Origin of the sequence: Metabacillus sp. YM-086 (assembly GCF_048059995.1) — a bacterium.
GTDB lineage: Bacteria > Bacillota > Bacilli > Bacillales > Bacillaceae > Metabacillus > Metabacillus litoralis_B.
Genome location: NZ_JBLUOI010000001.1, coordinates 151402 through 177387, shown reverse-complemented (window position 1 = coordinate 177387; position 25986 = coordinate 151402). Strand labels below are relative to the sequence as shown.

Genomic DNA, 25986 nt, shown 5'->3' with positions numbered 1-25986 from the left:
GGATATAAACGATTCCAGGCAAGTTTGGAAAGTAAATGGTGATAGCTGTTGCTCCAATTGCTCCTAGTAAAAATTGCCCTTCTGCACCAATATTCCAGATCGATATTCGGTAAGCAATGGCCACACCGAGCCCACAAAGTAAAAGAGGGGTTGCTTTTACAAGTGTTTCACTTATACCAAAAGCAGAGCCAAATGCACCTTGCAGCATTTTTCCATAAACCGTAATGGGATTCATCCCGTCGATTGCAATAAACACAGCACAAATAAATAAAGCTATAAGTATTGATAAAAGTGGTACAAACCAGCTGCTCGACTTTTTATGTGGGTCATATTCTAATCGAAAAGGCAATTCTAGTTTCTTTTTAGAACCCTGTATTTCAACAGCAGCTTGTTCAGCAGATGTTTTTTGATTCATAAAACAGCTCCTTCCTTCCGCTCATCCAAACCAGCCATAAGTTGGCCAATATACTCTTTTTCAGCTTTTGCCCGAGAGATGACGCCGTTCACTTTCCCGTTATATAAAACTAAAATTTTATCGGACAATTTCATTACTTCATCTAAATCTTCCGATATGAGTAAAATGGCACCTCCTGAAAGCTTAAGATTTAGCAACATCTGATGAACAGCTTCTGTAGCTCCAACATCCAACCCCTGTGTTGGATGTACAGCAATCATCAGCTTCGGCTCTTGATCAATTTCTCGTGCGAATAATAGCTTTTGCTGATTACCACCTGAAAGCTGACGAACAGGGCTATGTAGGTCAGCTGTTTTAACATCAAATGTTTCAACTAATTTTCTTGACCATTCACTATTTTGTTTCTTTTGGAGAAGACCCCATTTTGTACGTTTAGTTGTTCGATATGTTTTTAATAGTAAGTTATCAACTATTCCTAAGCTTCCTGCTAAACCACTTTTCATACGATCCTCAGGAATATGGGCAATTCCTTTATCTATTAAACTCTGAACGGTAGGAGAAATTAGTTGTTCTTGATTAAACATGATGGATCCGCTTTTCCACGGGATAAGCCCTGTTAACGTTTCGGCAAGTTCCTTCTGTCCATTTCCTGCAACACCAGCCACCCCCACAATTTCATGTTCATGAATCGTAAAGCTAACTTGATCAATCGAAAGCACCCCACGCTCTCCTTGAACGGAAAGATTTCGCACTTCTATAACTGGTTTTCCGATTGGCTCTGATGTAACTGTTACCCCTTTTGTACGTAAGGCTCCGACCATCAATTGCGCTAACTCTTCAACTGACGTATCAGCACGATTTCGGTGAGCAATCATTTTTCCTTTTCGCATAACAGAAATTCGATCTGAAACCTCCATCACTTCTTTTAGTTTGTGAGTTGTGATGATCATTGTTTTCCCATGTTTTTTTAGGTTCTTCATCGTTTGAAATAATTGCTCTGCTTCGAAAGGAGTCAGAACAGATGTAGGCTCATCGAAAATAATGATGTCAGCACCCCGATAAAGTGTTTTTACAATCTCTACACGCTGTTGCTCTCCAACGGATAATTGCCAGATTGGAACATTTGTAGGAAACTTTAGTCCATATTGCTCTGAGATTATTTCTATTTCTTCGCTCTTTTTCTTCAACCAAGAGGGGCCTCGCCATATTTGGCCCTTTTCACCAAGAATAATATTTTCAATGGCTGTTAGTGTATCGACCAAACGGAAGTTTTGATGAACCATACCAATCCCTAATTCCATTGATTCCTTTGGCGAACGAATCTGACATGTTTTACCATGTATAGCAATAGTGCCACTATCTGCTTTATAAATACCGGAAAGCATGCTCATAATGGTACTTTTCCCTGCACCATTTTCACCTAATAAGGCATGAATCTCCCCTTTTTTGACAGAAAAGTTAACAGAATCACTGGCAACTACCGAACCAAACTTTTTCACAATATCTTGCATTTCGATCGCTAGATGTGTTTGTTTCAAGGATTATCCACCTCTTACTTCAGATAATATTTTTGGAATTTTCTAAATTATCCTTCACTAAAGAGGTTCAGTCTATGATTGTGTAGGATTATGTAACAAACTAAATAGAATTTTGTAAAAAACAGTTACAATGCAATTTTTTATTCATTCATGTTTAAGAAATTATGGAAGTTCCAATAATGACTAGTAGATTTGCCAGTGTCAGGTGAATTTAAATACATTTAAATGAGGTGATTTTCATGCCCATGCAGAGAACTTTTATCATGGTCAAACCTGATGGTGTGAAAAGAAAATTAATTGGAGAAATTGTTAGACGTTTTGAACAAAAGGGGTTTACTCTTTTACAAGCAGAATTCATGACAATTGATCAAGAAAAAGCTGAATACCATTATGAAGAACATAAAGAAAAGCCATTTTTCGGTGAGTTGGTTGATTTTATTACATCAGCACCTGTTTTTGCGATGGTTTGGGAAGGTGAAAACATCATTGAGGTTTCTCGAACGATGATTGGAAAAACAAGTCCAACAGAAGCACTGCCAGGAACAATTCGTGGAGATTTTGCTTTTTGCAAAGAAGAAAATGTCATCCATGGATCTGATTCTCTAGAGAGTGCCGAACGGGAAATAGCAAATTTCTTTGATCCATTGAATCTACGAGGCGGAAAAACAGATTTAAAAGATAATGTTAGAAAAAGTAGTTAATATATAAGAAATAAGCCATTCATTCGTTAGACGGTGGAGGGCTTATTTCTTTTTATCTTGCTCATTCCTTTTTTATGATGTTTTATGCTAATTCACAAGGGGTACGACATTAAATAAAACTATTAATAGAAAAGGTGAAAAAATGGGCAATTACAAGAAAAATAGTATTACTCTAGGAGGAGCTGTTGGATTGGGTACAGGTGTGATGATCAGTGCCGGCATCTTTGCCTTGCTTGGACAAGTTGCCGAGCTTTCTCGTCAATGGTTTCCTCTTATTTTTATAATTGGTAGTATTGTCACAGGTTTTAGCGCATATTCCTACATAAAAATGAGCCAGGAATTTCCCTCCGCTGGTGGAATTGGTATGTTTTTAGTAAAGGCTTATGGCAAAGGAACAATTGCAACTGCAGCTTCACTTATGATGGCGATTTCGATGATTATTAATCAAAGTTTAGTGGCACGGACATTTGGTACATATACGCTCCAGTTATTTGAGAGCAAACAACCAGGTTTTCTTATCCCATTACTAGGTGTTGGATTAATTGTTTTTTCATTCATTGTAAACATATCAGGAAATACATTTATCCAATCTTTTACTTCCATTGCATCATTTGTAAAAATCATAGGATTATCAGTGCTTGCTTTATCAGGTTTGTGGATTGTTGATTTTGCTTTACCATCACCTCAATCAGGAGCAGTGAACCAAGACGCAGGCACCCTAAATTTGATAGCAGCTGTGTCCTTAACGATCCTTGCCTTTAAGGGATTTACGACAATTACAAATAGTGGAGCTGAAATCACAAAACCTAGAAAAAATATTGGATTAGCAATTAGTATTTCTATTATAATCAGTCTAGTTATCTATTTACTTCTCGCCTTGGCCGTATTAAGCAACCTAACGATAGATGAAATAATAAAGGCAAAGGATTACGCACTTGCAGAAGCTGCCCGTCCGGCCTTTGGTGGTTATGGTGTATGGTTCACAGTCATATTGGCAATCATTGCTACAATTACGGGAATTATAGCAAGTGTTTTTGCCGTTTCTCGGATGTTAGCCATGTTATCGGAAATGAGCCTCATTCCTGAAGCTAATTTTGGGCTTAAAAAATCTGTTCAAAAGAACACTCTAGTGTTAACAGTTGTTTTAGCGATCATTTTAACTGTGACACTTGACTTAACCCGAATTGCATCAATGGGTGCCATTCTATATCTTATTATGGATATGATTGTTCATTTTGGTGTGTTAAAGCACTTACGTCACAAGGTAGGAGCCAATCCCATTATAGTAACAATAGCCTTGATTTTAGATGGGGTTATCCTTAGTGCGTTTATTTTGCTGAAAATAAAGTCAGACTTATTTGTTGTAATCGTCTCAGGAATTATTATTACGTTACTTTTCGTTGTGGAAAAACTTTATTTAAACAGAAAAAGCAAATGATGCTTTCTTAAAAGGTGAGTTAGTAGAAAGAAGGGGTCGAAATGGTCTCATCATGAATCCTTAATCCTAAGAATCAACGATATGCCATAATGGTCTGGGTGCATAAATAGTCTCACCATAGATTGAATACCAATGTTATATTAGATGATTAAGACGTTTATTCACCTCAAGCGGTATGTAATACAATTTTAAATAAGGTGTTGATACCGCTCCTCATAAAGTTTGAAAACTCTGTTGATTGTAGTGGAAGGCGCGCAGACTCCTGCGAGAGCAGCTGGACAGGTGAGACCCCGCAGGAGCTCAGCGACGAGGAGGCTCACCGCCAGCCTCGCGGAAAGCGAAGCGCCTGGAACGGAAATCAACAGCCACCTTTCACCTCAAGCCAAAATAAAAAGACTATAAGCATACCCGGTTACTACCCAAGTTTGTTATAGTCTGGCTTTTCAAGCTTAAACTTCCCTTATAGATTTTGATGAAACAATTGTTGTTGTTAATCCAACGAATACGATGGTAATACAAGACAAAATTAATGTTTCACTTGATATTAATAGACCTCCTAGCAAGATCACAACCATATCAATACAAAAGATCAAAATCCCGACGTTAATTCCAGATCTGTCAGATATAAATTGAGCAAGAAGATCTGTTCCACCTGTGCTAGTCCCGATACGAAGCATTAACCCAATCCCTGAGCCAACAAATATCCCGCCAATAATGGAGCTTACAATTGGTGAAGCATGAACAATTCCATCCAATGGTTTTAGCAAATCAATAAAAAAAGATGAAAGTAATAACCCATGTAAACTATTATAAAAATACTTTCTATAATAGATCCATGCAACGAGAAATATTGGTGCACTAAAAACAATGATCATGATACCTGCTTTTAAATCAAACAAATAGTGCAAGATTAAGCCAATTCCGATCATTCCACCATCTAACACTTTATAAGGAGTTAAAAAAACATTGATTCCAATTGATAATAGAAGACTGCCTAACACAATAACACTCACAATTTTTATCGTATTCATTCGATTCCCTCACAAACATTTGGACATGTATTAACTTTATGAGAGAATCCTTCATAATATCTGTTAAAAATGGTCGTCATTTAAAAAACGATTATTTCATTCTATCCTTTTGTAAGTAGTATTGATAAAAATCATTACGTTCCAGGGTCAAGTAAAATCAAACAAATATGAAAGGTAACAAGAATTTTTGTAAATATTTATTTCTACTAACCGATATGAATAAAGAGTAATTTTTATGTAAAAGGTGATGGTATGACTCTAAATAGACTTTTTATTATAAAATTTATAAAATACAGTTTTGTCGGGATTATATGTACGCTCATTTATTTTCTATCAATGTTTATATTTGTAGAATTTTTCCATCAACAACCTGTTATCGGTGCGTCGATTTCTTTTATCATCATGACTCTTTTTTCATACCTGTTAAATAAAAAATATACATTTGGTGGAAAGTACTCTCATCAACAATTACTGCGATTTCTTGTTGTGTCCATCATTGGCTTCACATTAAATTTTGTGATTATCTTTACAGTTGTTAATGTTCTATCGTTTCATTATGCTATTGGAGAAATTGTGACAATCCTAGTAATCCCACTCATAAATTTCACTTTAAATAATATTTGGACATTTAAATAGAGCATAAAAAAACCTGGATGGTAAGGTGATTTCCATCCAGGTTTTTTATTTTATTATTGCGCACCTAGATGCATATTTTACACACCAGTAATACCTAAAATATATAAAACTCCTAATAAAATACAAACTCCAGTACCTAGCCACGTGAATATATATTCTCTATTTTCCTTATCAAACTTCCATTCCTGTATACCATGAAGAAAGCTCGTGATTGCTAAATAAATAAAAACAAATACAATCATGTCCATAAACGATAGAACGATATTTATTAAAAGCAACAGTAAAAAGACTCTAAAAAGCCATTTATCTATATTTTTAAACATTACATCATGATGCTCAAACTTTTTAAAAGCTTTTTTTAATTTGATACCTAATATATACCTTAAAAGAAGGTCTAAAATGAACCAGAAGATAAAAATAGCAACAACAATTATGATAGCCACCTAATTTCTCAATAAATGCAGTATATAAAAAGGTTTCATAAGATTCGTAAAAATTATCTCCTAAGACAAACCTACTTTCAATAGTAACATTTGTATTGTAATTCTCAAATCAAAATAAAAACAGGCTGTTGTACACAGCCTTAAATAAAATCATATTTGAAATCACTTATAAGTTTTCATTCCAAATTGTCGTCCTGTTTTTTCCTTTTGATTTTGACACATATAAGGCTTGGTCGGCTAGGTCAAATATTTCATCCTGCCGTTTTGTGTGTAATGGAAATTCTGCTATACCTAAAGATATTGTAATAGGTTTTCCGATAGGAGAAATATTATTTTCTAAGCATATACGAATTTTTTCCGCGATTGAGTAAGCAGTAGTTGATGTAACATTTGGAATTAATAGAACAAACTCTTCCCCGCCGTATCGAAATAACAAATCGTTTTTTCTAATCATCATTTGTGCATATTTTACTACAAACTGTAGTACTTGATCTCCAGTTTGATGTCCAAACGTATCGTTCACTTTTTTAAAATTATCAATATCAAAAGCGATAAGTGTAAAAGGTTTGTTTTTTGCTACCCATTCTTTCATAACCTCGTCAAGCAGGCGGCGATTTGAAGTATTTGTTAGAGAATCGGTTGTTGCTTCGTAAGAAAGCTGTTGATGTTTATCTTGCATTCCTTCAATCGCCATTGTCACACTTTTTGTTAATAAGTCAGCCTCTCTATTCCAATGTGATTTCATTTCAGGAAAACTCACTAATTTACCAGAAGAAATTTGGTTTACAACGTTAGAAAGATCAAAAAAAGGCTTTGCTAATTTTCTGGCAATAAAAATTGAAAGAGCAAGCAAACTAACAAAAGGGATAAGAATATATATAAGTAACTTTTTTAGGTGATCATACAATGATTCATAGATAAAAGAAACAGGTGTTTGCTGAACAACTCCCCAGCCTGTTTCTGGAACAACACTATATGCCGCTAACATCGTGACGCCCATTGTATTTGTGACAATTTCCTTTCCACTTTTACCTTGCATTATTTTCCCGACAATAGGATTTTCTGATACATCTTCGCCAATTTGTTTTTTGTCAGGATGAAATAAAATCTTCCCTTCAGGTCCAACAACATAATAATAAGAACCGTTTTCATCAATGATATCGTTGCCAAGAATCTCGGTAAGCACGTTTTGCTCCTGAAGATAAATAGATCCTCCGATCATTCCTTTAAAGTGATTATTCTGATCATAAAAAGGATGTGCAAGCAGCACAATTAAACGTCCAGAAGGAGCAATATATGGCTGAGAAACCGTTTGTCTTTTTGAATCCACAATTTTTCTTGTCTCACCTGAACTAAGAATTTCTCCTCTTAGACCTACCGAAATAGGGGCTATACTCCTAACAACACCACTTCCATCAATCCAAGATAAAGAATTGAAGTATCTGCTATTATTTCGTAAAAGCTCAAAGTAATCTTGAATTTCATCATCTTTAAAATCATCGTTTTCAGACAAAAAAGTTGCTGTTTCTTCTAAACTCATTCTCATTGACTTAAACAACGAATCAACCGATCTACTCATCTTACTCGACTTTGAGTAATTAAGATTAAGATAGGCGTTTGTCAGCGATTCTTTTTCATATTGATAGGATGCTATCAATAATATAACTGTCGTTAAAATAACAGAACCAGCTACAAGTCCTGTTAATAAAGTTGAAAGTCTAACTTTTCTATTTTTAATTTTCATAATAACTCCAATACATTAAAGAAACATGTTGTAGGTATAGTTTATTACGTTAAAGAGAGTATATAAATAGGGTCTCATTCCTATTAGGAACTTGTTCCTACTCTAACTATAAAATATATCAGCTTACACCTTCTAAAAATGTGATTTATATCACTGCAAAAACCAGCTTGAAAATGAAACTCAAGCTGGAGCCATAAAAATCTACTCTATAAATCTTTTTCGAATCATTCTTATTTGTCCACGATGATTTAATTCATCTTCAAAAACGTGGAACCATTTAAAATAATTATTTGCGGTCAAATTATTCCAAAACGGAGTTGTTTCATCGAGCCAATCATCGCTTCTTTGTTGTAGCTGTTTAAGTGTTTCATTCCTGCTTTTTTCTAGTCTGTCAAGATAAAACTCTAAAGGATATCCCTTAATATTTTCTTGTCCTTTCTCACCTAAATCCAAACCCAATTCTAGCTCTTTTTCTTCAAGCTCTGTGGGTTCCCTGTTTTCAAATGTTAAAATTTGATAAATCTTCTCAACATCAGCGAAATGATACAGCAACATACCGATCGAATTACTTTGAGAGTCTAGGTGAAAGTCAAGCTCCTTGATGGATAAACCATGAACAGCTCTTAATGTTGTATGTCGTGTATAATTCATCATAGAAACTAACCGACCAATTTGCGGTGAGAACCCCTCTAGCTCACCAATATGGTATATCTTCTCGTTAAGTAGCATCTAAATTCCCCCATTATTCTGATTCTTTTACTTTATCTAAATAATAATCTACTAATTCAGGATACTCTTTTATTTCAAGTCTTCCTGTGTCAGTTATGGTATAGATGCCTCTTTTCACTCGTTGAAACCAACCATAAAAGTTCTTGGTTAAGATGGAGGATGTTTTTGAACCTGTTCCTAATTGCACTAATTTTTTTGGAGAGAGTTCACCAAATTCAAGTAAATAGCAAGCAATTTGAATACAATTTTCTTTGTAGGCAGTCATAATTTTCGTTCGACTGCTTCCCCCAATATTATAATCAGCACTTCTTCCTTTTATTTCTTTAAGAACTGAATCTCGTTTCCACTTCTGTTGCTTACGTTGTTTACTATATGTAGTTGGATGGAAGATCATCTCCATTCTCTTTCTATTTCCCGTGAAAGATACAATAATCAGACCAAGCTCCAGTCTTTTTATGAGATGACATAGATCAGACCATCGCTTCGACCGCTTATTATAGCGAGGCTTCGGAATAGCAATATATACTTGATCCGTTAAACGCTGCCGCTTAGTTGCTTGCATTAATAACTCAATACTTAAGTTAAGCTTTAGTTCCACCACAATAAGCTCGTCATCTTTTACTGCCGCAATATCGCAATCCTTTACTTCACCATAAACGTCATATCCTTCTCGGGTAAAATAATGTTGGATTGGTTTATATAAGTCTGCTTCTTGTATTTTTTTCTTTTCAGTCATGTTGCCACCATCCAAGTGTGTTTCCAGAGTTATTTATTTAAGTTTTATGGCTACTTTACACTAAGTAACAATTCTGTTAGTGTTCTTTTGCATTTGAATGACATAATCCGCCGTTGTATTACAAATATAGTACCATAAGTTCTTCATCATAATAAGTTTCTTTAACTTTTAATGCCTTTTGATCAATACCAAATGTTTTGAAACCTAATGATTGATAAAGATTTTTTGCTGCTATATTGCTCGATGAAACAGTTAAATATAGTTGCTCGATTCCTTCAATAGACTTTGATTTGTTAATGGCTGCTTCTACTAACTTTTTACCTATTCCCGATTTGCGGTAGCTAGTACTAACATAAACAGCGACGATATTAGCTCTATGTTTTAGTTTATTTTTTGTTTCCGGCAACAATGTAGCAACAGCAACTAATTTTTCATCAACAAATGCTCCAAATGTGAAGGAGTTTTCTACACTTAACCTCTTTTCTACAGTAGCTATAGAATAGGTGATTTCCTCCTCATAACTGGAGCTGAATGCTTCTGGATGCTCTTGTAACGCCTTTAATCTTAGACTTTTATAAACAGCTGCGTGTTTTTCACTTAATAATCTTATATCCATCTTTTTTCCTCTCTTTCAAGGAGATTCCATTCCATTGTACCAAATCAAGCGGGTATTTCGTTAGTTGAGTAAAAAAACAAATAATAACAAAAGATAAAGGTAGGAGAGATTTGAGAAATCAAAATATTATATTAGTCAAGAGCTGGTGATACCCTTGCGTAGAGGACGACTGAATAGAAACTCTATACCATTTCTTTTATTAACAATTATTCATCTTATTATTTTTTCACAATTACTAAAACGAAAAAGAGAATACACATGGACACTGCTTCTTTCAAATATTGGCTTTGCTTTCTTTTTTGAATACTTTGTACTAAATCTTTTTCAAGCATACACCTATAAGCCCTCCATCTTAAAAATAAAATATTTAGATAATATTCTTGGAGCAATTTTATCTCAAGCCTTTTATGTACCCATTACAGCAACGTTTTTAACGATTTATAAAAAGAATTGGCGATGGAAAGTTTCCTTCATCACATATTTTTATATTGTTGAGGAATTATTTCTTCGCTTGGGCATTTATAAAACTAACTGGTGGAATCCAAAATTCACCACAGTCTTAATGCTTATATATTTTTATATAAGCGATTACTTTTATAAAATGATTGAGAAGAGAAAATATTGGGCTCTTAAATTGGCTCAATATTTAACAATTGTTGTAATTGATGTGACCTTTATGTATACGTTGGCTGTAAGAGGAAAATTAAAATTTGGGGTTGGGTTGCTACATACCTGGAAGGAACATTTTATCATTGCGCCTCTTTACAGTTTACTACTGAGTTTTTTCTCTACCTTTATCTCTTCTAAGCGTGGAATCATTTATCGCTTTTATCATCTATTGTATTTTTTAGTGGTTGATTATTTCCTTATAAAGGTTCGCTTTGTGAAAATAAATTATAGTGCCTTTCTTCAGTTTATTCCCTGGCATCTATTTGTTATTTATGTTTCACGTTTGGTGTATAAGGAGATATTTTCAAACTCAAAAGAAAGAACATAGTTAATTTAAAATAGAGGGTGACTCAAAAGGTTGTTAAATTACGACCTTTTGAGCACCCTTTCTTTATTTTTGGTGTAGAAACCAAATAAGTAGGATTTTTTATTTGAAAAGAGGTATTCCTCCCCCTTATTCGCATCCAATTTTCTCTTTTACTTTATTTCTTTTTATTGCTTTCTGCATTTTTTTACAGTTATGTGCAACACAAAGAAGCCCCCATTCAATCGTATTTTTTTGGAGGCCACGCATCGAAAAGCGTCTGTACTGCTGATTATGTTTTATTTGTCCAAATATACTTTCCACATCACATTTTCGTTGGTTCTTGTATAAGGTGCTGTGGTAACTTCATTATACAAAATAAGGCGATTTTTTTGTTTAATCATGTCTTTAAAAGAGGCTGTTTTAGTAGGGTGTTGCAGATAAATATTATTTTTAATGGAACGAACTAATTTTACCTTATTTACTTTATTTTTTTAAAAAAGTACGCAAAAAAAGGCTAATCCAAAGGTCTAAAACCTAGACTTTTGGATCAGCCTCTATTTTTTATTTATAAGTTTGGGGGGTTAGTTCTAGTATAGTCATTCAGTAGCCATTTGGTGTCGTCTGTTCAGCTCTTCAGTTAGTTCAAGCACAACAGTTCTTAGATGTATGTCTTTAGTTACTTTTGTTGACTTTCCTAGAATGTTATATAAATGAGCAATTTCATGATCTTTTAAAACACTAAACATTAGAAAACCTAAAATGGCATCTTCATTCTTTAGTTGTCGTTATACATGATGTTTAATTCTAAAAGAATGATGCCTTATTCAAATTAACCTAGTTGTTGTTGCGCCATTGAAACAAGGCGTTTTGTAATTTCTCCACCAACAGATCCGTTTGCACGTGATGTTGTTTCACCGCCAAGATCTACACCAAATTCATTTGCGATTTCCACCTTCATTTGCTCAAGTGCATGTTCAGCTCCAGGTACGACTAAGTTATTTGAGTTATTTGCCATAATCAATTCCTCCTTTGTATAGTGTACTTGTAACATTTGTCGATAGTTTGTATATTATGCATCTTTTTCAAAATTCCCTTCTAAAAAATTTGAAAACCTCGTCCTGAAGGTATAGTCCAGGCATTAAATGCTTTTGTTTTTTTATAAAAAAATATGCTAAATAACATACATTTGGATGTACAAGCTAACACCTAGTTAATAACTGGAGTAGAAAAAATTGGTTTGGCAAATAATGATAGTAACAACCATTTTTTTCATGCGATAGGAGAGAATGCTCAATGTCACGTGAACACATATTAGAGGAAATAGATTCTTTAGATGCCAAATTAACTGACCTAATTCTCGAATACTGGAAACAGTTTGCTCATTTTGGAACTTGGCAATTTTGGTTTAACGTTGTTTTCTTTTTTGTTCCATTAATTTTCACCCTGTTTTTTATTGATCGTAAAAACATCTTTCGAATTTGTTTTTATGGGTATTCTTTTCATGTGATGTTTGTTTACTTAGATGTATTTCTTACTCGTTTCAACTATTGGGATCATCCTTATTTTATGGTTCCTTTTATACCCGTTAGCATTCCTGTTGATGGATCATTTGTTCCAGTTGCATTTATGTTTGCTTATCAAATTTCAACTAATCGCAATCGTAATTTTTATATTTTAACCTTTATCACTTCGGTACTAATCACAACAATTGCTTTTGTATGGCATAAGCTTGGATTGTTGCTTTTTTATAAAGGAATGAATATTTTTCATGTTTTTCTTCTTGATGTAGGTATGTCTATTCTTGCGTATTGGTTTACTAATCTATTTGTCAAATTGAATCAAAGCGTAAAGTCATAAACACATTTTATTCAATATCCAGTGTAAAGCGCACCATATCTCTGCATTGGATACCATTTTCATATATCGGTTCATCATAATGTTTGACGAAAAAATCAAAATCAACGCCTGTTAGTCTAAATCCACATTTTTGATAAAAGGCCATTTGATCGATGCTAGAATTTCCAGTGCCAACTTCCATTACTTTAAATAATTTTTCTCTAGCTACGGAAATCGCATGCTTGATTAATAACTTGCCAACACCTTTTCCTTGGTAATCCTCTGAAACAGAAATATTCACTAACTCCACAGAATGTGGTCTTGTAGGAAGTAGCACTAAAACTCCAATGACCATGTTCTCCTGATTTTCAGCAACAAAACACATTCCCCGGTTAAGGTAATCTTCAATTATAGATACTGAAGGATCCGCAAGTAATAATAATTGTATTGGTGGTGTTTCTTCCTTTTGAAGTGCTCTAATCTTCATTATTGAAAGCTCCTTGTTTTGAGAAAGATACTTTTACAATTCTATTTCTTTAATACTCCCAAATATTCCTTCCAAGGCCCAACGTCATCATAATACCTCTTTGCCATGACTCTAACGATTTGCGAAAGATGTGTAAGATCATGAACAACCCAGGTTGAAAGAAGCTCTCTTATTTTGACCACACCGAAAGCGGGATGTGTCCCCTCGATTTCTAGATGATGATGAGGATTAATTAGTTCTTTTAATTTTTCAGTGTTTGTTTCTCTAAGTTGGTTAAAAATTAGTAGTTTTTCTTCAATCGTACTTTCAGGCTTAGTCAAATGTGAAAAACGATCAAATGCAGGAAAATGTTTGCTCTTTCCATCATGTAGAATAGATTCTAATCTAGGAATCCAATTATGTAGTTCAGCTTCAATTAAATGTTCAACAATTTCAGAAGCATTCCACGTTCCTTCTCCTTCATTACAATGCAGCCATTGATCAGAAAGTCCAGATAAAAATGCTCCAATGCTTTTGGTGTTCTCGATAATACCTCGATTGCTTCATTCAAATGAAAATTCATCATATTGCTCCTTTCTATGGAACTAGTAGAATATATTTTTTACATGTAACAAAGAAAAGTAAGAAGTGCTAAAATAGTGTTAGAAATTACCATTTCATAAAGAGAGGTACTTATGAATTATTTAGGATGGATCATTATTGCATGCGAGGTTTCATTTTGGGTTGTTATATTACTAGGGTTAATGGCACGATATTTACTGCAGCTTCAAAAGCTTGGTTTTTTACTGTTAGCTTCTACCCCCATTATTGACCTTTTGTTAATTATCATTACAAGCATTGATCTGTATCGCGGAGCAACAGCAACTCTAGCACATGGAATTGCTGCAGTTTATATCGGAGTTTCTCTGGCATATGGAAAAAGTATGATTAATTGGATGGACGAAAAATTCCAATTTTATATAATGAAAAAACCTTCGGCTAAGCCGGTGAAACGATACGGAATTCCTTTTGCAAAGCATTATGGAAAAGGATTTATCAAGCACGTTGTAGCATTTACAATTGGTGTAGCAATCTTAGAAATGATGATCATCTATATTCAGGACCCTCAAAGAACCGAAGCACTCAATACAATGGTAAGCGTATGGTTAATCGTTTTAGCGATTGACTTATACATTACAACAAGCTACTTTATCTGGCCCAAGAAAGAAAAAACAGCAAAGAAACCCCATTAAAAAACGGAGGTATTGCATGGAATCGACCTGTCAATGCCTCTTTTCTCCTTTACATTCCTGAAGTTAATATAATAAATCCCTAAGAAAACGGGAGGTCTACTTAGGGATTTATTATAAATAACAAACCTATTATACTACATCTTTTTTTAATATTAACTAAAATATTACATTTATTGGTGTTTTTTATAAAAAATTATTGTAAGTGCTTTGGAGGAGCTTCTTTATGTCTATTATGTTTAACTTCTGCAAAAATGTCCTCTTTATTTTCTGGCTTTGTATTATTGTTAATTAGGCTTAAAATTTCATTTATATGAGTAAGTTGAGCATTACTAGGTATTAAGTTTACAATTGTTTGTTTAAATTCGTCAAAATCCTTCTTTGTAACAGGCTGTGCTTCTTGTTTTAACTCATACCCTAATTGACCATTTGGTTCCAAGGTTGCCCATTTTACATCACTAATTTTCGAAATACTATTTTGGCGAAGCATCATTTCTAGTTGATCTACAGATAATCTAAGTTTTTTAAGATTTTGCTCATTTAAATTTCCGTTATCAATGATAATTTTCGCCTTACCTGTAATCGCTTTTTCAAATTTGTCTGATTTCATTTGAAGAAGTTCCATAACTAAAAGAGTCCCAACTAATATTCCTCCGACTAAAAATGTCGTCCAAACATTTTTACCCGCAACAGGCTGAATAAGGAGAGTACCGATACCAACCATTAATACTGTCTCAGCTAACGTCATCTGAGAAATTGTTTTTCTTCCTGCAATTCTCAATAAAACGGTTCCAACCAGAACGATGAGAATGGCTTTCCAGATAAAATCCCATTCCATGTATCACTAACCACCAATCTTTATATAGTTGAGTTAATTTCATAATTATGACTCATAAATCAAAAAACGAACATTTTTCTTCACCTTGAACATGTTAATAAACAATACACGGATAAAAACATTATTTCATGTGAAATTTCATACGTTTTTTGGTAACAAATGATACATTATGAAATTGATTCAGTTAATGATAATTTTCCCAGATTCCTAACCATTATCCATTGTTGTTAGTAGTTATTCGAATAAAGAAACGTTAAGATCCTTTTTGAAGTGATATACGAGCAGTGAATGTAGCTGCCCTCTATGGTGATAAAGATGAGCTATTATTTCTAACAGCCATTCATATCTAGAATATGTAACACCCCAATATGAAGTTGTCATTTCTAAAAGCTCGTTCTCTGTATAATTTAAAAATGCTTTCTCAAGTATTTTATAATGTTTTTCTAAAGCTTGTTGCAACCCTTCTAACGTTTTGTATGAATGAGCATTATAAAATGAAGACATTTCCCCTTCTGTTGCCCCGTTTAAAATAAGTAAATCAGCTTCACATAACACTGAAATATGCTCCAAAAGCTCACCAATTGAGCGTTTAGTTGCTAAAGCCTTTATATGTAAATCTTCTTCTTTCAACTGATTAATCATGGTAGATACAGAATCAAGAGCCAGCTTGATCTGTTTTAATGCACTCTTTGTATATAAATTCATTTTGAAACTCCCTTAATCTAGTTTTATACTATATTATAATAAAGATTTTAGGAGGCATACATGTGATAGATCATACTTTTTATATGAAAGAAGCTTTAAAAGAAGCTGAAGAAGCAGGAAAACGCGGAGATCGACCAATCGGGGCTGTGATCGTTCATGATGGGAAAATCATTTCACGAGGATCTAATCGGATAAGCACGTTAGAAAACGAAGTGGCACACGCAGAAATAAATGCAATTCATAGCTGTGCAGCCTATTTAAAAAAACATGCTGAAAATTGTACAATCTACACAACTGTTGAACCTTGTATGATGTGTTTAACAACTATTGTTATGGCAAATATACGACATATTGTTTTTGGTGTTAAGGATAACTATTTACAAATGGAAAACTTTATCGAATCTGTTCCTTATGTCAAAAAGAGATTGTATACATATGAAAGTGGCATTTTATCAAGTGAATCTGAACAGATTATTAAAAAATACTCACCCTTTATGGCAGAAATTATTTTTAATGGGCGGAAACCGTCTTAAAATTCGCCTTAGGTTGACTGGAATAAGATTTTAACTCGGATAATGGAGTTTTATCTTCGATTTTAGACGTTTTATCTTCGATTACGGAGTTTTATCTTCAAAGTTAAACGGTCTATCCTCGGTTATTGAGACTCATCTTCGATTCTAAACATTTTATCTTCGATTATGGAGATTTATCTTCGATTTTAGACGTTTTATCTTCGATTATGGAGATTTATCTTCGATTTTAAACGGTCTATCCTCGGTTATGGAGATTTATCTTCGATTCTGAACATTTTATCTTCGATTACAGAGTTTTATCTTCGATTACGGAGATTTATCTTCGATTCTAAACGTTTTATCTTTGATCAGACAAAAATCGACACTATTCCCGTTACCTAAAACCAACTTAAAAAGAGGTCATCAGAATGACGACCTCTTCCCTTCAGCAATTAATCCATATTTACCCAAACACTTTTTACTTCTGTGTAATTTTCTAATGCATAGCTTCCCATTTCACGGCCGATACCTGATTGCTTATATCCGCCAAATGGACTTGCTGCGTCAAATGCGTTGTAGCAGTTAACCCATACTGTTCCTGCTTTAATTCGGTGTGCAATGTAGTGTGCTTTTTTAATATCTTGTGTCCAAACACCTGCTGCTAGACCATAGTGGGAGTCATTTGCTTTGTCAACAAGATCATCTAAGTCATCAAACGGCATCGCAGCAACAACCGGTCCGAAGATTTCTTCTTTTGCGATCGTCATTGAATTATTAACATCGGCGAAGATGGTAGGAGCTACGAAATAACCTTGTTCAAATGGAATAGTACCTCCAGCTAGAACTTCTGCTCCTTCTTCAATTCCTTTATCAATGTATCCTTTTACACGATTTTGTTGTTGTGCTGAAATGAGAGGTCCCATTGTTGTTGCTTCTAATAATCCATTACCTTGAGAGATATCTTTTGTTAGGGATACTAGATCTGCAACAACATTATCGTATTGTTTTTTCTGAACATAAAGACGACTACCCGCACAGCATACTTGACCTTGGTTAAACATAATTCCCATTAAAGAACCAGGTACAGCCTTTGAAAGATCAGCATCCGGTAAGATAATATTAGGTGATTTCCCACCAAGCTCAAGTGTTACACGCTTTAATGATTCACTTGCCTGTCTCATAATTGCTTTACCAACAGCTGTTGAACCTGTGAAAGCCACTTTGTCTACTAACGGGTGATTTACTAATGGTGAACCAGCTGTTTGACCGAAGCCTGGAACAATATTAACAACACCTTTAGGGAAGCCAGCTTCATTAATTAATTTCCCTAAATATAGTGCAGATAATGGCGTTTGTTCTGCCGGCTTAAGGACAATTGTACATCCTGTAGCAAGGGCAGCCCCAAGCTTCCAAGCAGCCATTAACAATGGGAAGTTCCAAGGAATGATCTGTCCAACTACACCAACTGCTTCATGACGTGTGTAATTGAAATAGTTCCCTTGTACAGGAATTGTTTGTCCTACAATTTTTGTAGACCATCCTGCAAAGTAACGGAAATGTTCAATCGCTAACGGAATGTCAGCGTTTGCAGTTTCGCGAATCGGTTTACCATTATCTAATGTTTCTAACTGTGCAAGCTCTACCTTATGTTCTTCAATTAAATCAGCTAATTTATAAATTAAACGACTTCTTTCAGCAGTTCCCATCTTCGACCAAGGACCATTGTCAAATGCTTCTCTAGCTGCTTTTACTGCAACATCTATATCCTCTTCTCCTGCTTCAGAAACAGATGCTAGTTTCTCACCAGTTGCCGGGTTTAATGTATCAAATGTTTTACCACTTACTGCCTCTACCCATTCTCCATTAATAAAAAGCTTTTTGTCCCCATTTAAAAATTCAACTAATCTAGGGCTCAATTCTAGTTCTTTTGTTCCTACGTTTTGTACCATTACATTCCCTCCCAAAATATAAAAAGATAAGTTGGATAGCTAAAAGAATTTATGTAAGACAAATTGTTGTATCAATAATTGTTGGTGACCGTACCACCGCTATCAAATATATTAATCTCTAGATCGTGTTAGAACATATAATGGAAACTATTTCCATTACACTATTATCCTTCATAAAACACTCCTCAATTTTTAATTCGTTAATAACTAAGCAAGAATGATGCCAAATAGTAAACGCTTATAAATAAAGAGGATTACAAAATATAATGAATAAAAAGCCGAAAAATCGGCTATATTTTGCCGTTTTTTCGTCACTCTGCCAAATTTGCGTAGAAAATTCCTAGATTGGTTACTCTTTTTTTTAAAAAAACCTATCTTAATCACATCAATACCTTATTTTTTTCCATAATTTTAATCAACCTTTTCCTTGAGATTCATTGTAAAAAGCTTATAATATATATATTATTCTTAACAGGATTTTTCAATTAGTAAGAACAGGTGATCATATGATAATTAAGCAATTACTGTCAAATTTAGCTATATTAACTTCATTACTTTTTTTATACACTCAACTAACAAAATCTTCTCCTCTTCAAAGATCTTCAACTATCTCAAGGAAATTACTTATGGGAAGTATTGGTGGCCTTTTAAGTAATGTCTTAATGCAATATAGTATGCAGTTTGAGAGCACAATTGTAGATTTAAGACATATTCCGGTTATATTACTCGCTTATTATGGCGGAGCAGTTCCCGCATTAATTGCGATGCTGTTTGTTATTATCGGACGCTTAATGATTGGCATTAACTTATCTGCGTATGCAGGTGTGATTTTGATCGTACTAATAACTTTGATTTCTATCTATCTATCAAATAAGAATCTATCTAAAAAGGTTAAAATAATCTACATCTTAACTCTTTCTAATATTATATTTTCAGTTTTAGTATCCATTATATTAACAGATGCTCATATTTTAATGTTTTTAATTCCTTCTTATTGGGGAATTTCATATCTGGGTGGATTTATTGGTTTTTATATGGTTGAGTATTTACGAAACAGCCAAGAGCTATTTGACCGATACAAATCAGAGTCTTCAACAGATGGGTTAACTGGACTAAACAATGTTAGAAAATTTGATGAACTATTCAATTCCTTTTTATCGACAATTGAACAAAAGCAGGAAAAACTATCTCTTCTATATATTGATATTGATCATTTTAAAAGAATTAATGATACATACGGTCATAAAGAAGGTGACGTTGTTTTAAGAGAATTAGGAAATATCTTAAAAAACTCAGTAAGGTCGTTTGATATCGTTAGTCGTAATGGTGGCGAGGAATTTACAATTATTTTATTAGATTGTTCACTTGAAAGAGCAAAGGAAATTAGCGAGAGTATTCGAGAGCGAGTGGAGAAATATAACTTTACTTTAAACTCTGGTGAAAACATATCGATCACTGTTTCCATAGGAGTAGCCTGTTATAATGACACAACAATGAATTCAGCTTCATTAATTGAAGATGCAGATAAAGCGTTGTACCAAGCGAAGAGAACTGGAAGAAATAAGGTATGTGTATCCAACAGTTAATTTTAAAAAGGGTGTTCACAAAGAATGATGAACATCCTTTTTAATAGTCTCTAATAAACCGCTCAAAAAAAGAAAATAAAAAGGACATCTTCTTTTATTAAGAAAATGTCCTTTTTAAACGTTCGTTTATGAACCCATTTTTCTTCGTGTATTACTTGTTTTTTTGTGTTGCTGACTTTTCATTTTTTGATTAGAAGCAGCACCGCTTAATGATTGTTTATTATTAGAAAGCTTTTCTTTCTTTTTTGCTAATTGTTGCTCCATTAATTCCTTAAGACTTACTTTCTTTTTTTCGTTTGTATTGTTTTCTGAATTCGACATGATCTTTTCTTTATCTCCTTTTATATAGGACAATTATTGTCATTCTTGCTTATTATAATAAATATTTTGACATAATCAAAGTGTTATTACGTTTTTTCGTTTAACAAATATCTCAGCTTTCTCATCGTAATTTGCAGTCGTTTTGCAGCTTCCTTCCTGTTTCCATGCGTGTCTTTTAACGTTCGCATAATAAACGATTTACCAACCTGTGATTCTAATTCTTTGACTTGGGCCAGCACCTCATCTAGCTTAACTTCGTCTTTTTGTTCAAATGTAGTCAATGTTTCTGTCAGCCATGTTTTTAAGTAACTTTCCAAATTACTTTCTTGTTTATCTGCCTTAGAGGTTATCACTTGACTTTTAGTTTGGCGATTTATTGGTAAATCATCTGCCTGAATAATGGTAGCATTAGGATCAGCTAACATAACTGCTCTTGTAACAAAGTTTGATAACTCTCTTATGTTTCCCGGCCAATCATATGATTGTAATAAGTCTATCGCAGAATTAGAAAATGAGAGTGACGTGCCAGTTCGTTGCAGTAAATGCTGAACAAGGAGTGGAATATCCTCCTTCCGCTCACGTAATGGCGGAATTATTAGATGAACAACATTTAAACGATAAAATAAATCTTCTCTGAATTTCTTTTGTTTAACAGCTTCTTTCAGATCTTCGTTCGTCGCCGCTATTAACCTAGTATTGGTTCGAAGCATGCTCTCACTACCAACGCGCATAAACTCCCTTGTTTCAAGAACTCGAAGTAATTTTACCTGTATCGCATAAGATGCTTCAGCAATTTCATCTAAAAATAAGGTTCCGTTACTGGCAATTTCAAATAATCCTTTTCGAGGCTGGGTGGCACCAGTAAAGGAACCCTTTTCATGACCAAATAATTCACTTTCTAGTAAATTTTCAGATAGTGCACCACAGTTTACACCAATAAAAGATTCTTGATGCCGATCACTTGCTTGATGTAAAAAGCGTGATAAGACTTCTTTTCCTGTACCAGTTTCACCCTCAATTAAAATATTTACCGGTTTTCCTGCAACCTTGGCAGCTGTTTGAATAAGTTGATTCATTGTCCTACTATTCCCTACGATAAGACCTGATTCACGGGCTATCTTTTCGATATGATGTTGATTCGTAAAACAGGTAGATTCTAGCAACTTTTCTACTTGCTTTTCTAATAAATCAATATCGTCAAAAGGTTTTTCGATATAATCACTTGCACCTAGTTTTATCGCATCAACAGCTGTCTTAATGGTACTGTATCCTGTCATAATCATTACTTTACATGCGGGTTGAACTTGCTTTAGATTTTGCAATAGAGAAAGACCATTTGCATCCGGTAATTTCAGGTCAATCATAGCAACATGAAATGGCTCTAACGAAAAGTCAATTTTAGAAAATTCCTTTCCACTATTAACGACTTTTACATGATATCCTTTAGACTGAAAAAGACGAGATAAAAAGTAACCAATTTCCACTTCATCATCAATAATTAAAATCGAAATCATACACTCGCCTCCGTTTTATTTGTTGGTTGAAGTGGCAACACGAGTTGAAAGGTACTGCCTTTGTTTACTTCACTTATTACATCAATACTTCCACCATGTGTTTTAGCGATTCCTATGCTTACTGATAAGCCTAAACCAGTTCCTTTTTCAGCTTCTTTTGTTGTATGAAAAGGATGAAAAATTTTTGACAAGCGTTCTTGTTCTATGCCAATACCATTGTCACGGACCGAGACCTTAACTGCTTGATTTTCCAGTGATGTTATGATTTCAATTTCTTTATTATCTTTTACTATCGCTTCTACTGCATCTTTTGCATTTAGTAGCAGATTAATGATAATTTGTTCAATTTGCTGCTGACTTCCTTCGATCATTGGAAGATCTTTATGTAAGTTTGTGATGACGGTTATTTGATTTTTTTCCAACTGATATTTTAATAAATTTAACACCTGTTTCACCGCATCATTTATATGAAAAGTTTGAAATGTATACTCCTCTTGTCTTGAGAAAGCTAGTAAACTTTTAATTATATCTTTACAACGAATTCCACAAGTTTTAATATCTCGTAAAAGAGTAAAAGAATCATCGTCGTCCTTTACATTTCTTAATAGAAGCTGTGAATTTCCTAAGATCGCAGTGAGTGGACTATTTAGTTCATGAGCTACTCCTGCTGCCATTTCCCCAATTGCAGCCAATTTTCCTGAATGAAGTAATTGTACTTCCATTTTTCGTTTTTCTGTTACATCTTTTACATACGCAATAACGCCATTTACGATGTTTTTATTGTTATAAACGGGATATGTGTAAAGTTCAAAGGTGGATTGGTCCTCAAAATTAATTTCTTTATATCTGGCTTTTTCTGTTTGAAATGTTTTATTAGCCAATCTTTTATAGTGTTGTTCTAGGAGAAGATTATCTTTATGATGATGGGTTTTCAAAAAATGCCTAACGGAGTCGTTCATTTGAATAACATTTACATGCTTATCAAAAATAATGATCATATCGTCAACTGCTTTAAATGTGTTCTCCCACTCTTGCTTTGACCTTAACACCTCATTATATAATTGGGTATTTTCTATACTAACTGCTAAATGATCGGCAAGCTGCTCAAGAAATGCTATGTCATCTGAATGCCAATGTTCACGGAAACAACGACCGATACAGATTACACCGATTTCTTTGTTTTTACTATAAATGGGCACAACGAGAATGCTGGTTAGCTTTAGGTTTCTTAAAAACTCTAGTTCATGAAAATTCCAGGTTGGAGTTTCTACCTGTTGAAACATAACTTGCCGTTTAGTTAAAGCCATCCAGTAAAGAGAGCGATCGCGAGGTAAGTCTATCCCACGTTCTATGGTAAAAGTGTTTTCAGGGAAAACGTTAATTAAAGTAAGGCTTACATTTTGGAGTAGAAAAAAGCTTAATCGATCAAATTGTATAATATTTTTTAATTTATCAACCATATTATTTAAAATCTCTTCTAGTGTCATATCGATTTTAATACTCTTCATCACTTCGTTCATTATTTCAAGCTGCATATTTTTCTTTTGTAACATATCAACTGTTTTCTTAAGTTCTGTATAATAGCTTTTCTTGGAAGATTCAACACCTGTTAACAGGGCAATCATCTCGTTTTTATCTTCAAGCAAAAGAATTTCCTCCTTACAAAACCTGATGTAATAACTGCTTCATTTGTTCAAGATTCATATCACGAGGATTTGTTATCATACATGCATCTTCTAATGCAGTTTGACAGATTGATGTAATCATATCTTGAGAAATTCCAACCTCTCTTAATTGCTTTGGAATTCCGATATCAGCTGATAACTCTCTTACATATTGTATTGCAGCATTTCCAGCTTCTTTTTGGGTAAACGCTCTTGTATCAATTCCCATACAATCTGCCATATCGATAAATCTTTTTGGCGCTGCAATATAATTAAAATCCATTACATATGGTAAAAGTATTGCATTTATTTCCCCATGAGGTAACGGAAACCTTCCACCAATCGCATGAGAAAGAGCGTGTGCTGCTCCTAAAATCGCATTAGAAAAAGCAAGTCCTGCCTGTAAGCTAGCCATCGCCATTGCTTCCTTTGCTTCTTCATTTGTTTTTGATGCAACAGATGGTCTTAGATAAGTCGCCACAAGGGATAGTGCATTTTTCGCTTGTACATCTGTTAATGGTGTGGCGGCGATACTCACATAAGCCTCGATAGCATGAGTTAAAACATCCATACCAGTTGCAGCCGTTAAACTGCTATCTTTTGTCATTAAAGTAAGAGGGTCAATGATGGCAATGTCTGGTACAAGTGATTTCGAAATAATTGTCATTTTCTTTTTTCTAGTTGAATCCACTATTACAGAAAACTGGGAAACTTCAGATCCGGATCCCGCTGTAGTCATAATCATGATCATAGGTGGTAGAGGATGGACGATTTTATCGATTCCTTCATAATCCTTAATTTCTCCTCCATTTGTTGCTACAATCGCAATAGCCTTCGCCACATCTAATGCGCTTCCGCCACCAACACCAATAATGGCATCACATTCGTTTTCTATATAAGATCTGCATCCGTTTATCACTTCGGTATCCTTTGGATCAATCGTAATATCTGTATATGTGGCAAATGGAAGACAAGATTCTTTGCAAAGATTAACAACTTTATCTAACCAGCCAGCTACTGCAACTCCTTGATCACTCACAATTAATACCTTTTTAGCACCAAGACGTAAACATGCCTCACCCGCTTGTTTAATCGAGTTTTTACCAAAGATAATTTCAGGTGTTACAAATTTTGATATATTCATCGATATCACCTTTATTCGATTTTTATACTATGTAATTTCTTATTAGTTTTGGAAAATCCTTCTTTTTTGTCGAGAAATGTGTTAAACGCTTACATTTTTACATTCAATTGGATAAAATCTCTAGTTATCCCATATTTTTAGAGGTATAATCAAACCTCCCAACACGTTATGATGAATTTATAGCTGCGCAGAAATAGAATTCTAACAACAAGGAGCGTGTTGTGCTTGAAAAAGCAAATTATCTTAACAATAGCCACTCTTGGAGTCATTTCGACTGGATTTACAAAACCAGCTTCAGCCCACGAAGTAACATATAAGGTTCAAAGCGGTGACTCTTTATGGAAAATATCCTTTAATAATAACTTATCTGTTCAAGAAGTTATGCAATATAACAACTTAACGACCTCTACCATTTATGTTGGACAAGAATTATCATTAATTGCTCCACATTCACATGAAACACCAGTTGAAATAACAACTTACACCGTAAAATCCGGTGATTCCCTTTCTTTAATTGCAAAAAACTTCAATACAACTGTAACAAATTTAAAAACGTTAAATAACTTAACATCTGACCTTATATACATTGGACAAGTATTAAACGTAGAAGGTCAAGCTACAGTTACTCCACCACCTCCTACGGTAACGAATACTACAACTTATACCGTACAATCTGGTGATACACTATGGAAAATTTCTATAAATACTGGTTTAACCGTGACACAGCTAAAAACGTATAATAATTTAACGAGTGATTCAATTTATACGGGACAAGTGCTAAAATTAACGGGATCAACAGCTACTGCACCTGTTACATTAAATGCAGAAGCATTAATTACTGAGGCAAAAAAATATATCGGAGTTCCATATGTTTGGGGTGGAAGCACTCCTACAGGGTTTGATTGTTCTGGCTATTTAAGTTATGTTTATAACACACAAGGAATAAAAATACCACGTACAGTGGCAACAATATGGGAAGCAACAACAACCGTTTCTTCTCCACAAAAAGGAGACCTTGTTTTCTTTACAACAACTGCACCAGGTCCAACACATGCGGGTATTTATCTTGGGGATAATAAATTTATCCATGCTGGTTCATCTACAGGTGTAACAATTTCTGATATGAATAACACCTATTGGAAGCCACGTTATTTAGGTGCTAAAAAAATAAGCTTATAGAATGCTAGATTTGTTGCAT

General features: G+C 34.1%; 27 protein-coding genes and 2 pseudogenes. 9 read left to right on the top strand and 20 right to left on the bottom strand.

Going from position 1 to position 25986, the window contains the following annotated elements:
* Both ACEWK1_RS00940 and ACEWK1_RS00935 read right to left on the bottom strand, forming a co-directional pair.
* On the bottom strand, window positions 1–415 hold a 415-nt coding region (locus ACEWK1_RS00940), incomplete at its 3' end, for an ABC transporter permease subunit (RefSeq protein WP_416635334.1).
* A complete protein-coding gene (locus ACEWK1_RS00935; protein WP_332327633.1) occupies window positions 412–1953 on the bottom strand; it encodes an ABC transporter ATP-binding protein in 1542 nt (513 codons plus the stop codon). The genes ACEWK1_RS00935 and ACEWK1_RS00940, both read right to left, overlap by 4 nt.
* Window positions 1954–2198: 245 nt before the next feature.
* On the opposite strand from ACEWK1_RS00935, the gene ndk reads away from it, so the two are divergent.
* Window positions 2199–2654, top strand: a complete 456-nt coding sequence (gene ndk / locus ACEWK1_RS00930; protein ID WP_212135169.1) for a nucleoside-diphosphate kinase — start codon at window positions 2199–2201, stop codon at window positions 2652–2654.
* A gap of 142 nt (window positions 2655–2796) precedes the next feature.
* The gene (locus tag ACEWK1_RS00925; protein WP_212134813.1) at window positions 2797–4092 is read left to right on the top strand and encodes an APC family permease; all 1296 of its coding nucleotides are present in this window, start codon (window positions 2797–2799) and stop codon (window positions 4090–4092) included.
* A 449-nt stretch (window positions 4093–4541) separates the two neighbouring features.
* On the opposite strand, the gene ACEWK1_RS00920 is transcribed toward ACEWK1_RS00925, so the two are convergent.
* Window positions 4542–5123 carry a YitT family protein gene (locus ACEWK1_RS00920; protein WP_212134811.1) on the bottom strand — a complete coding sequence of 194 codons (582 nt, stop codon included), beginning with the start codon at window positions 5121–5123 and terminating at the stop codon, window positions 4542–4544.
* 252 nt (window positions 5124–5375) lie between these two features.
* Here ACEWK1_RS00920 and ACEWK1_RS00915 point away from each other — a divergent pair, with 252 nt between their 5' ends.
* Window positions 5376–5759 (top strand): GtrA family protein, encoded by a 384-nt coding sequence (locus tag ACEWK1_RS00915; RefSeq protein WP_121661669.1) that lies wholly within the window; start codon window positions 5376–5378, stop codon window positions 5757–5759.
* A 77-nt stretch (window positions 5760–5836) separates the two neighbouring features.
* On the opposite strand, the gene ACEWK1_RS00910 is transcribed toward ACEWK1_RS00915, so the two are convergent.
* The 5 genes from ACEWK1_RS00910 to ACEWK1_RS00890 all read right to left on the bottom strand — a co-directional run bounded on the left by ACEWK1_RS00910 (window position 5837) and on the right by ACEWK1_RS00890 (window position 10027).
* Window positions 5837–6202 (bottom strand): DUF4181 domain-containing protein, encoded by a 366-nt coding sequence (locus ACEWK1_RS00910; protein WP_121661668.1) that lies wholly within the window; start codon window positions 6200–6202, stop codon window positions 5837–5839.
* Window positions 6203–6368: 166 nt separating this feature from the next.
* Window positions 6369–7946 (bottom strand): sensor domain-containing diguanylate cyclase, encoded by a 1578-nt coding sequence (locus tag ACEWK1_RS00905; RefSeq protein ID WP_212134809.1) that lies wholly within the window; start codon window positions 7944–7946, stop codon window positions 6369–6371.
* A gap of 201 nt (window positions 7947–8147) precedes the next feature.
* The gene (locus tag ACEWK1_RS00900; protein WP_212134807.1) at window positions 8148–8675 is read right to left on the bottom strand and encodes a DUF664 domain-containing protein; all 528 of its coding nucleotides are present in this window, start codon (window positions 8673–8675) and stop codon (window positions 8148–8150) included.
* Window positions 8676–8688: 13 nt separating this feature from the next.
* Window positions 8689–9411 (bottom strand): DUF2161 domain-containing phosphodiesterase, encoded by a 723-nt coding sequence (locus tag ACEWK1_RS00895; protein WP_212134804.1) that lies wholly within the window; start codon window positions 9409–9411, stop codon window positions 8689–8691.
* Window positions 9412–9529: 118 nt separating this feature from the next.
* Entirely contained in the window at window positions 9530–10027 is a 498-nt protein-coding gene (locus ACEWK1_RS00890) for a GNAT family N-acetyltransferase (RefSeq protein WP_212134802.1), read from the bottom strand.
* Window positions 10028–10181: 154 nt separating this feature from the next.
* On the opposite strand from ACEWK1_RS00890, the gene ACEWK1_RS00885 reads away from it, so the two are divergent.
* Window positions 10182–11024 carry a hypothetical protein gene (locus tag ACEWK1_RS00885; protein ID WP_212134800.1) on the top strand — a complete coding sequence of 281 codons (843 nt, stop codon included), beginning with the start codon at window positions 10182–10184 and terminating at the stop codon, window positions 11022–11024.
* A gap of 126 nt (window positions 11025–11150) precedes the next feature.
* Here ACEWK1_RS00885 and ACEWK1_RS00880 read toward each other — a convergent pair.
* From ACEWK1_RS00880 to ACEWK1_RS00870, 3 genes and pseudogenes are all read right to left on the bottom strand, one after another.
* Window positions 11151–11330: pseudogene (locus ACEWK1_RS00880) on the bottom strand (transposase); the annotation flags it as partial.
* Between the two features lie 269 nt (window positions 11331–11599).
* Window positions 11600–11749: a hypothetical protein gene (locus ACEWK1_RS00875; RefSeq protein WP_162987318.1), complete on the bottom strand. Its 150-nt coding sequence runs from the start codon at window positions 11747–11749 to the stop codon at window positions 11600–11602.
* An 83-nt stretch (window positions 11750–11832) separates the two neighbouring features.
* Window positions 11833–12018 carry an alpha/beta-type small acid-soluble spore protein gene (locus ACEWK1_RS00870; protein WP_162987317.1) on the bottom strand — a complete coding sequence of 62 codons (186 nt, stop codon included), beginning with the start codon at window positions 12016–12018 and terminating at the stop codon, window positions 11833–11835.
* Between the two features lie 278 nt (window positions 12019–12296).
* On the opposite strand from ACEWK1_RS00870, the gene ACEWK1_RS00865 reads away from it, so the two are divergent.
* Complete coding sequence (locus tag ACEWK1_RS00865; RefSeq protein ID WP_212134796.1) at window positions 12297–12860, top strand: CBO0543 family protein; 564 nt, start codon at window positions 12297–12299, stop codon at window positions 12858–12860.
* A gap of 7 nt (window positions 12861–12867) precedes the next feature.
* Here the strand turns inward: ACEWK1_RS00865 and ACEWK1_RS00860 are convergent, their stop codons facing one another.
* Together ACEWK1_RS00860 and ACEWK1_RS00855 are read right to left on the bottom strand one after the other, a co-directional pair.
* Complete coding sequence (locus ACEWK1_RS00860) at window positions 12868–13326, bottom strand: GNAT family N-acetyltransferase (protein WP_121661659.1); 459 nt, start codon at window positions 13324–13326, stop codon at window positions 12868–12870.
* Window positions 13327–13367: 41 nt separating this feature from the next.
* A pseudogene (locus ACEWK1_RS00855) lies at window positions 13368–13888 on the bottom strand (DinB family protein).
* A gap of 112 nt (window positions 13889–14000) precedes the next feature.
* Between ACEWK1_RS00855 and ACEWK1_RS00850 the strand changes: the two are divergent.
* Window positions 14001–14558: a hypothetical protein gene (locus ACEWK1_RS00850; protein WP_416635327.1), complete on the top strand. Its 558-nt coding sequence runs from the start codon at window positions 14001–14003 to the stop codon at window positions 14556–14558.
* A 193-nt stretch (window positions 14559–14751) separates the two neighbouring features.
* Here the strand turns inward: ACEWK1_RS00850 and ACEWK1_RS00845 are convergent, their stop codons facing one another.
* Window positions 14752–15393 (bottom strand): DUF421 domain-containing protein, encoded by a 642-nt coding sequence (locus ACEWK1_RS00845; RefSeq protein WP_212134794.1) that lies wholly within the window; start codon window positions 15391–15393, stop codon window positions 14752–14754.
* A gap of 234 nt (window positions 15394–15627) precedes the next feature.
* Complete coding sequence (locus ACEWK1_RS00840; RefSeq protein WP_212134792.1) at window positions 15628–16098, bottom strand: DinB family protein; 471 nt, start codon at window positions 16096–16098, stop codon at window positions 15628–15630.
* Window positions 16099–16160: 62 nt separating this feature from the next.
* Between ACEWK1_RS00840 and ACEWK1_RS00835 the strand changes: the two genes are divergently transcribed.
* The gene (locus ACEWK1_RS00835; RefSeq protein ID WP_212134790.1) at window positions 16161–16631 is read left to right on the top strand and encodes a nucleoside deaminase; all 471 of its coding nucleotides are present in this window, start codon (window positions 16161–16163) and stop codon (window positions 16629–16631) included.
* Window positions 16632–17062: 431 nt separating this feature from the next.
* On the opposite strand, the gene ACEWK1_RS00830 is transcribed toward ACEWK1_RS00835, so the two are convergent.
* Window positions 17063–18559, bottom strand: coding sequence for an aldehyde dehydrogenase family protein (locus ACEWK1_RS00830; RefSeq protein WP_121661653.1), 1497 nt, complete (start codon window positions 18557–18559; stop codon window positions 17063–17065).
* 506 nt (window positions 18560–19065) lie between these two features.
* Between ACEWK1_RS00830 and ACEWK1_RS00825 the strand changes: the two genes are divergently transcribed.
* Window positions 19066–20145, top strand: a complete 1080-nt coding sequence (locus ACEWK1_RS00825; RefSeq protein ID WP_212134788.1) for a diguanylate cyclase — start codon at window positions 19066–19068, stop codon at window positions 20143–20145.
* A gap of 126 nt (window positions 20146–20271) precedes the next feature.
* Here ACEWK1_RS00825 and ACEWK1_RS00820 read toward each other — a convergent pair whose 3' ends face one another.
* From ACEWK1_RS00820 to ACEWK1_RS00805, 4 genes are all read right to left on the bottom strand, one after another.
* Window positions 20272–20466, bottom strand: a complete 195-nt coding sequence (locus tag ACEWK1_RS00820) for a hypothetical protein (RefSeq protein ID WP_121661651.1) — start codon at window positions 20464–20466, stop codon at window positions 20272–20274.
* Window positions 20467–20552: 86 nt separating this feature from the next.
* Window positions 20553–21980, bottom strand: a complete 1428-nt coding sequence (locus ACEWK1_RS00815) for a sigma-54-dependent transcriptional regulator (RefSeq protein WP_212134786.1) — start codon at window positions 21978–21980, stop codon at window positions 20553–20555.
* On the bottom strand, window positions 21977–23626 hold the full coding sequence (locus tag ACEWK1_RS00810) for an ATP-binding protein (protein WP_416635323.1): 1650 nt from the start codon (window positions 23624–23626) through the stop codon (window positions 21977–21979). Before ACEWK1_RS00810 ends, ACEWK1_RS00815 begins: the two co-directional genes overlap by 4 nt.
* A gap of 13 nt (window positions 23627–23639) precedes the next feature.
* Window positions 23640–24788, bottom strand: a complete 1149-nt coding sequence (locus ACEWK1_RS00805; RefSeq protein WP_212134784.1) for an iron-containing alcohol dehydrogenase — start codon at window positions 24786–24788, stop codon at window positions 23640–23642.
* A 225-nt stretch (window positions 24789–25013) separates the two neighbouring features.
* Here ACEWK1_RS00805 and ACEWK1_RS00800 point away from each other — a divergent pair, with 225 nt between their 5' ends.
* Window positions 25014–25967, top strand: coding sequence for a C40 family peptidase (locus ACEWK1_RS00800; RefSeq protein ID WP_121661648.1), 954 nt, complete (start codon window positions 25014–25016; stop codon window positions 25965–25967).
* Window positions 25968–25986 lie beyond the last annotated feature (19 nt).

Coding starts and splice junctions, on each gene's coding strand:
- ACEWK1_RS00840 (WP_212134792.1), bottom strand. CDS start 16,098: ATGAATTTATATACAAAGAGTGCATTAAAACAGATCAAGCTGGCTCTT.
- ACEWK1_RS00870 (WP_162987317.1), bottom strand. CDS start 12,018: ATGGCAAATAACTCAAATAACTTAGTCGTACCTGGAGCTGAACATGCA.
- ndk (WP_212135169.1), top strand. CDS start 2,199: ATGCAGAGAACTTTTATCATGGTCAAACCTGATGGTGTGAAAAGAAAA.
- ACEWK1_RS00890 (WP_212134802.1), bottom strand. CDS start 10,027: ATGGATATAAGATTATTAAGTGAAAAACACGCAGCTGTTTATAAAAGT.
- ACEWK1_RS00920 (WP_212134811.1), bottom strand. CDS start 5,123: ATGAATACGATAAAAATTGTGAGTGTTATTGTGTTAGGCAGTCTTCTA.
- ACEWK1_RS00875 (WP_162987318.1), bottom strand. CDS start 11,749: ATGTTTAGTGTTTTAAAAGATCATGAAATTGCTCATTTATATAACATT.
- ACEWK1_RS00830 (WP_121661653.1), bottom strand. CDS start 18,559: ATGGTACAAAACGTAGGAACAAAAGAACTAGAATTGAGCCCTAGATTA.
- ACEWK1_RS00895 (WP_212134804.1), bottom strand. CDS start 9,411: ATGACTGAAAAGAAAAAAATACAAGAAGCAGACTTATATAAACCAATC.
- ACEWK1_RS00820 (WP_121661651.1), bottom strand. CDS start 20,466: ATGTCGAATTCAGAAAACAATACAAACGAAAAAAAGAAAGTAAGTCTT.
- ACEWK1_RS00825 (WP_212134788.1), top strand. CDS start 19,066: ATGATAATTAAGCAATTACTGTCAAATTTAGCTATATTAACTTCATTA.
- ACEWK1_RS00850 (WP_416635327.1), top strand. CDS start 14,001: ATGAATTATTTAGGATGGATCATTATTGCATGCGAGGTTTCATTTTGG.
- ACEWK1_RS00805 (WP_212134784.1), bottom strand. CDS start 24,788: ATGAATATATCAAAATTTGTAACACCTGAAATTATCTTTGGTAAAAAC.
- ACEWK1_RS00815 (WP_212134786.1), bottom strand. CDS start 21,980: ATGATTTCGATTTTAATTATTGATGATGAAGTGGAAATTGGTTACTTT.
- ACEWK1_RS00900 (WP_212134807.1), bottom strand. CDS start 8,675: ATGCTACTTAACGAGAAGATATACCATATTGGTGAGCTAGAGGGGTTC.
- ACEWK1_RS00925 (WP_212134813.1), top strand. CDS start 2,797: ATGGGCAATTACAAGAAAAATAGTATTACTCTAGGAGGAGCTGTTGGA.
- ACEWK1_RS00860 (WP_121661659.1), bottom strand. CDS start 13,326: ATGAAGATTAGAGCACTTCAAAAGGAAGAAACACCACCAATACAATTA.
- ACEWK1_RS00905 (WP_212134809.1), bottom strand. CDS start 7,946: ATGAAAATTAAAAATAGAAAAGTTAGACTTTCAACTTTATTAACAGGA.
- ACEWK1_RS00865 (WP_212134796.1), top strand. CDS start 12,297: ATGTCACGTGAACACATATTAGAGGAAATAGATTCTTTAGATGCCAAA.
- ACEWK1_RS00915 (WP_121661669.1), top strand. CDS start 5,376: ATGACTCTAAATAGACTTTTTATTATAAAATTTATAAAATACAGTTTT.
- ACEWK1_RS00845 (WP_212134794.1), bottom strand. CDS start 15,393: ATGGAATGGGATTTTATCTGGAAAGCCATTCTCATCGTTCTGGTTGGA.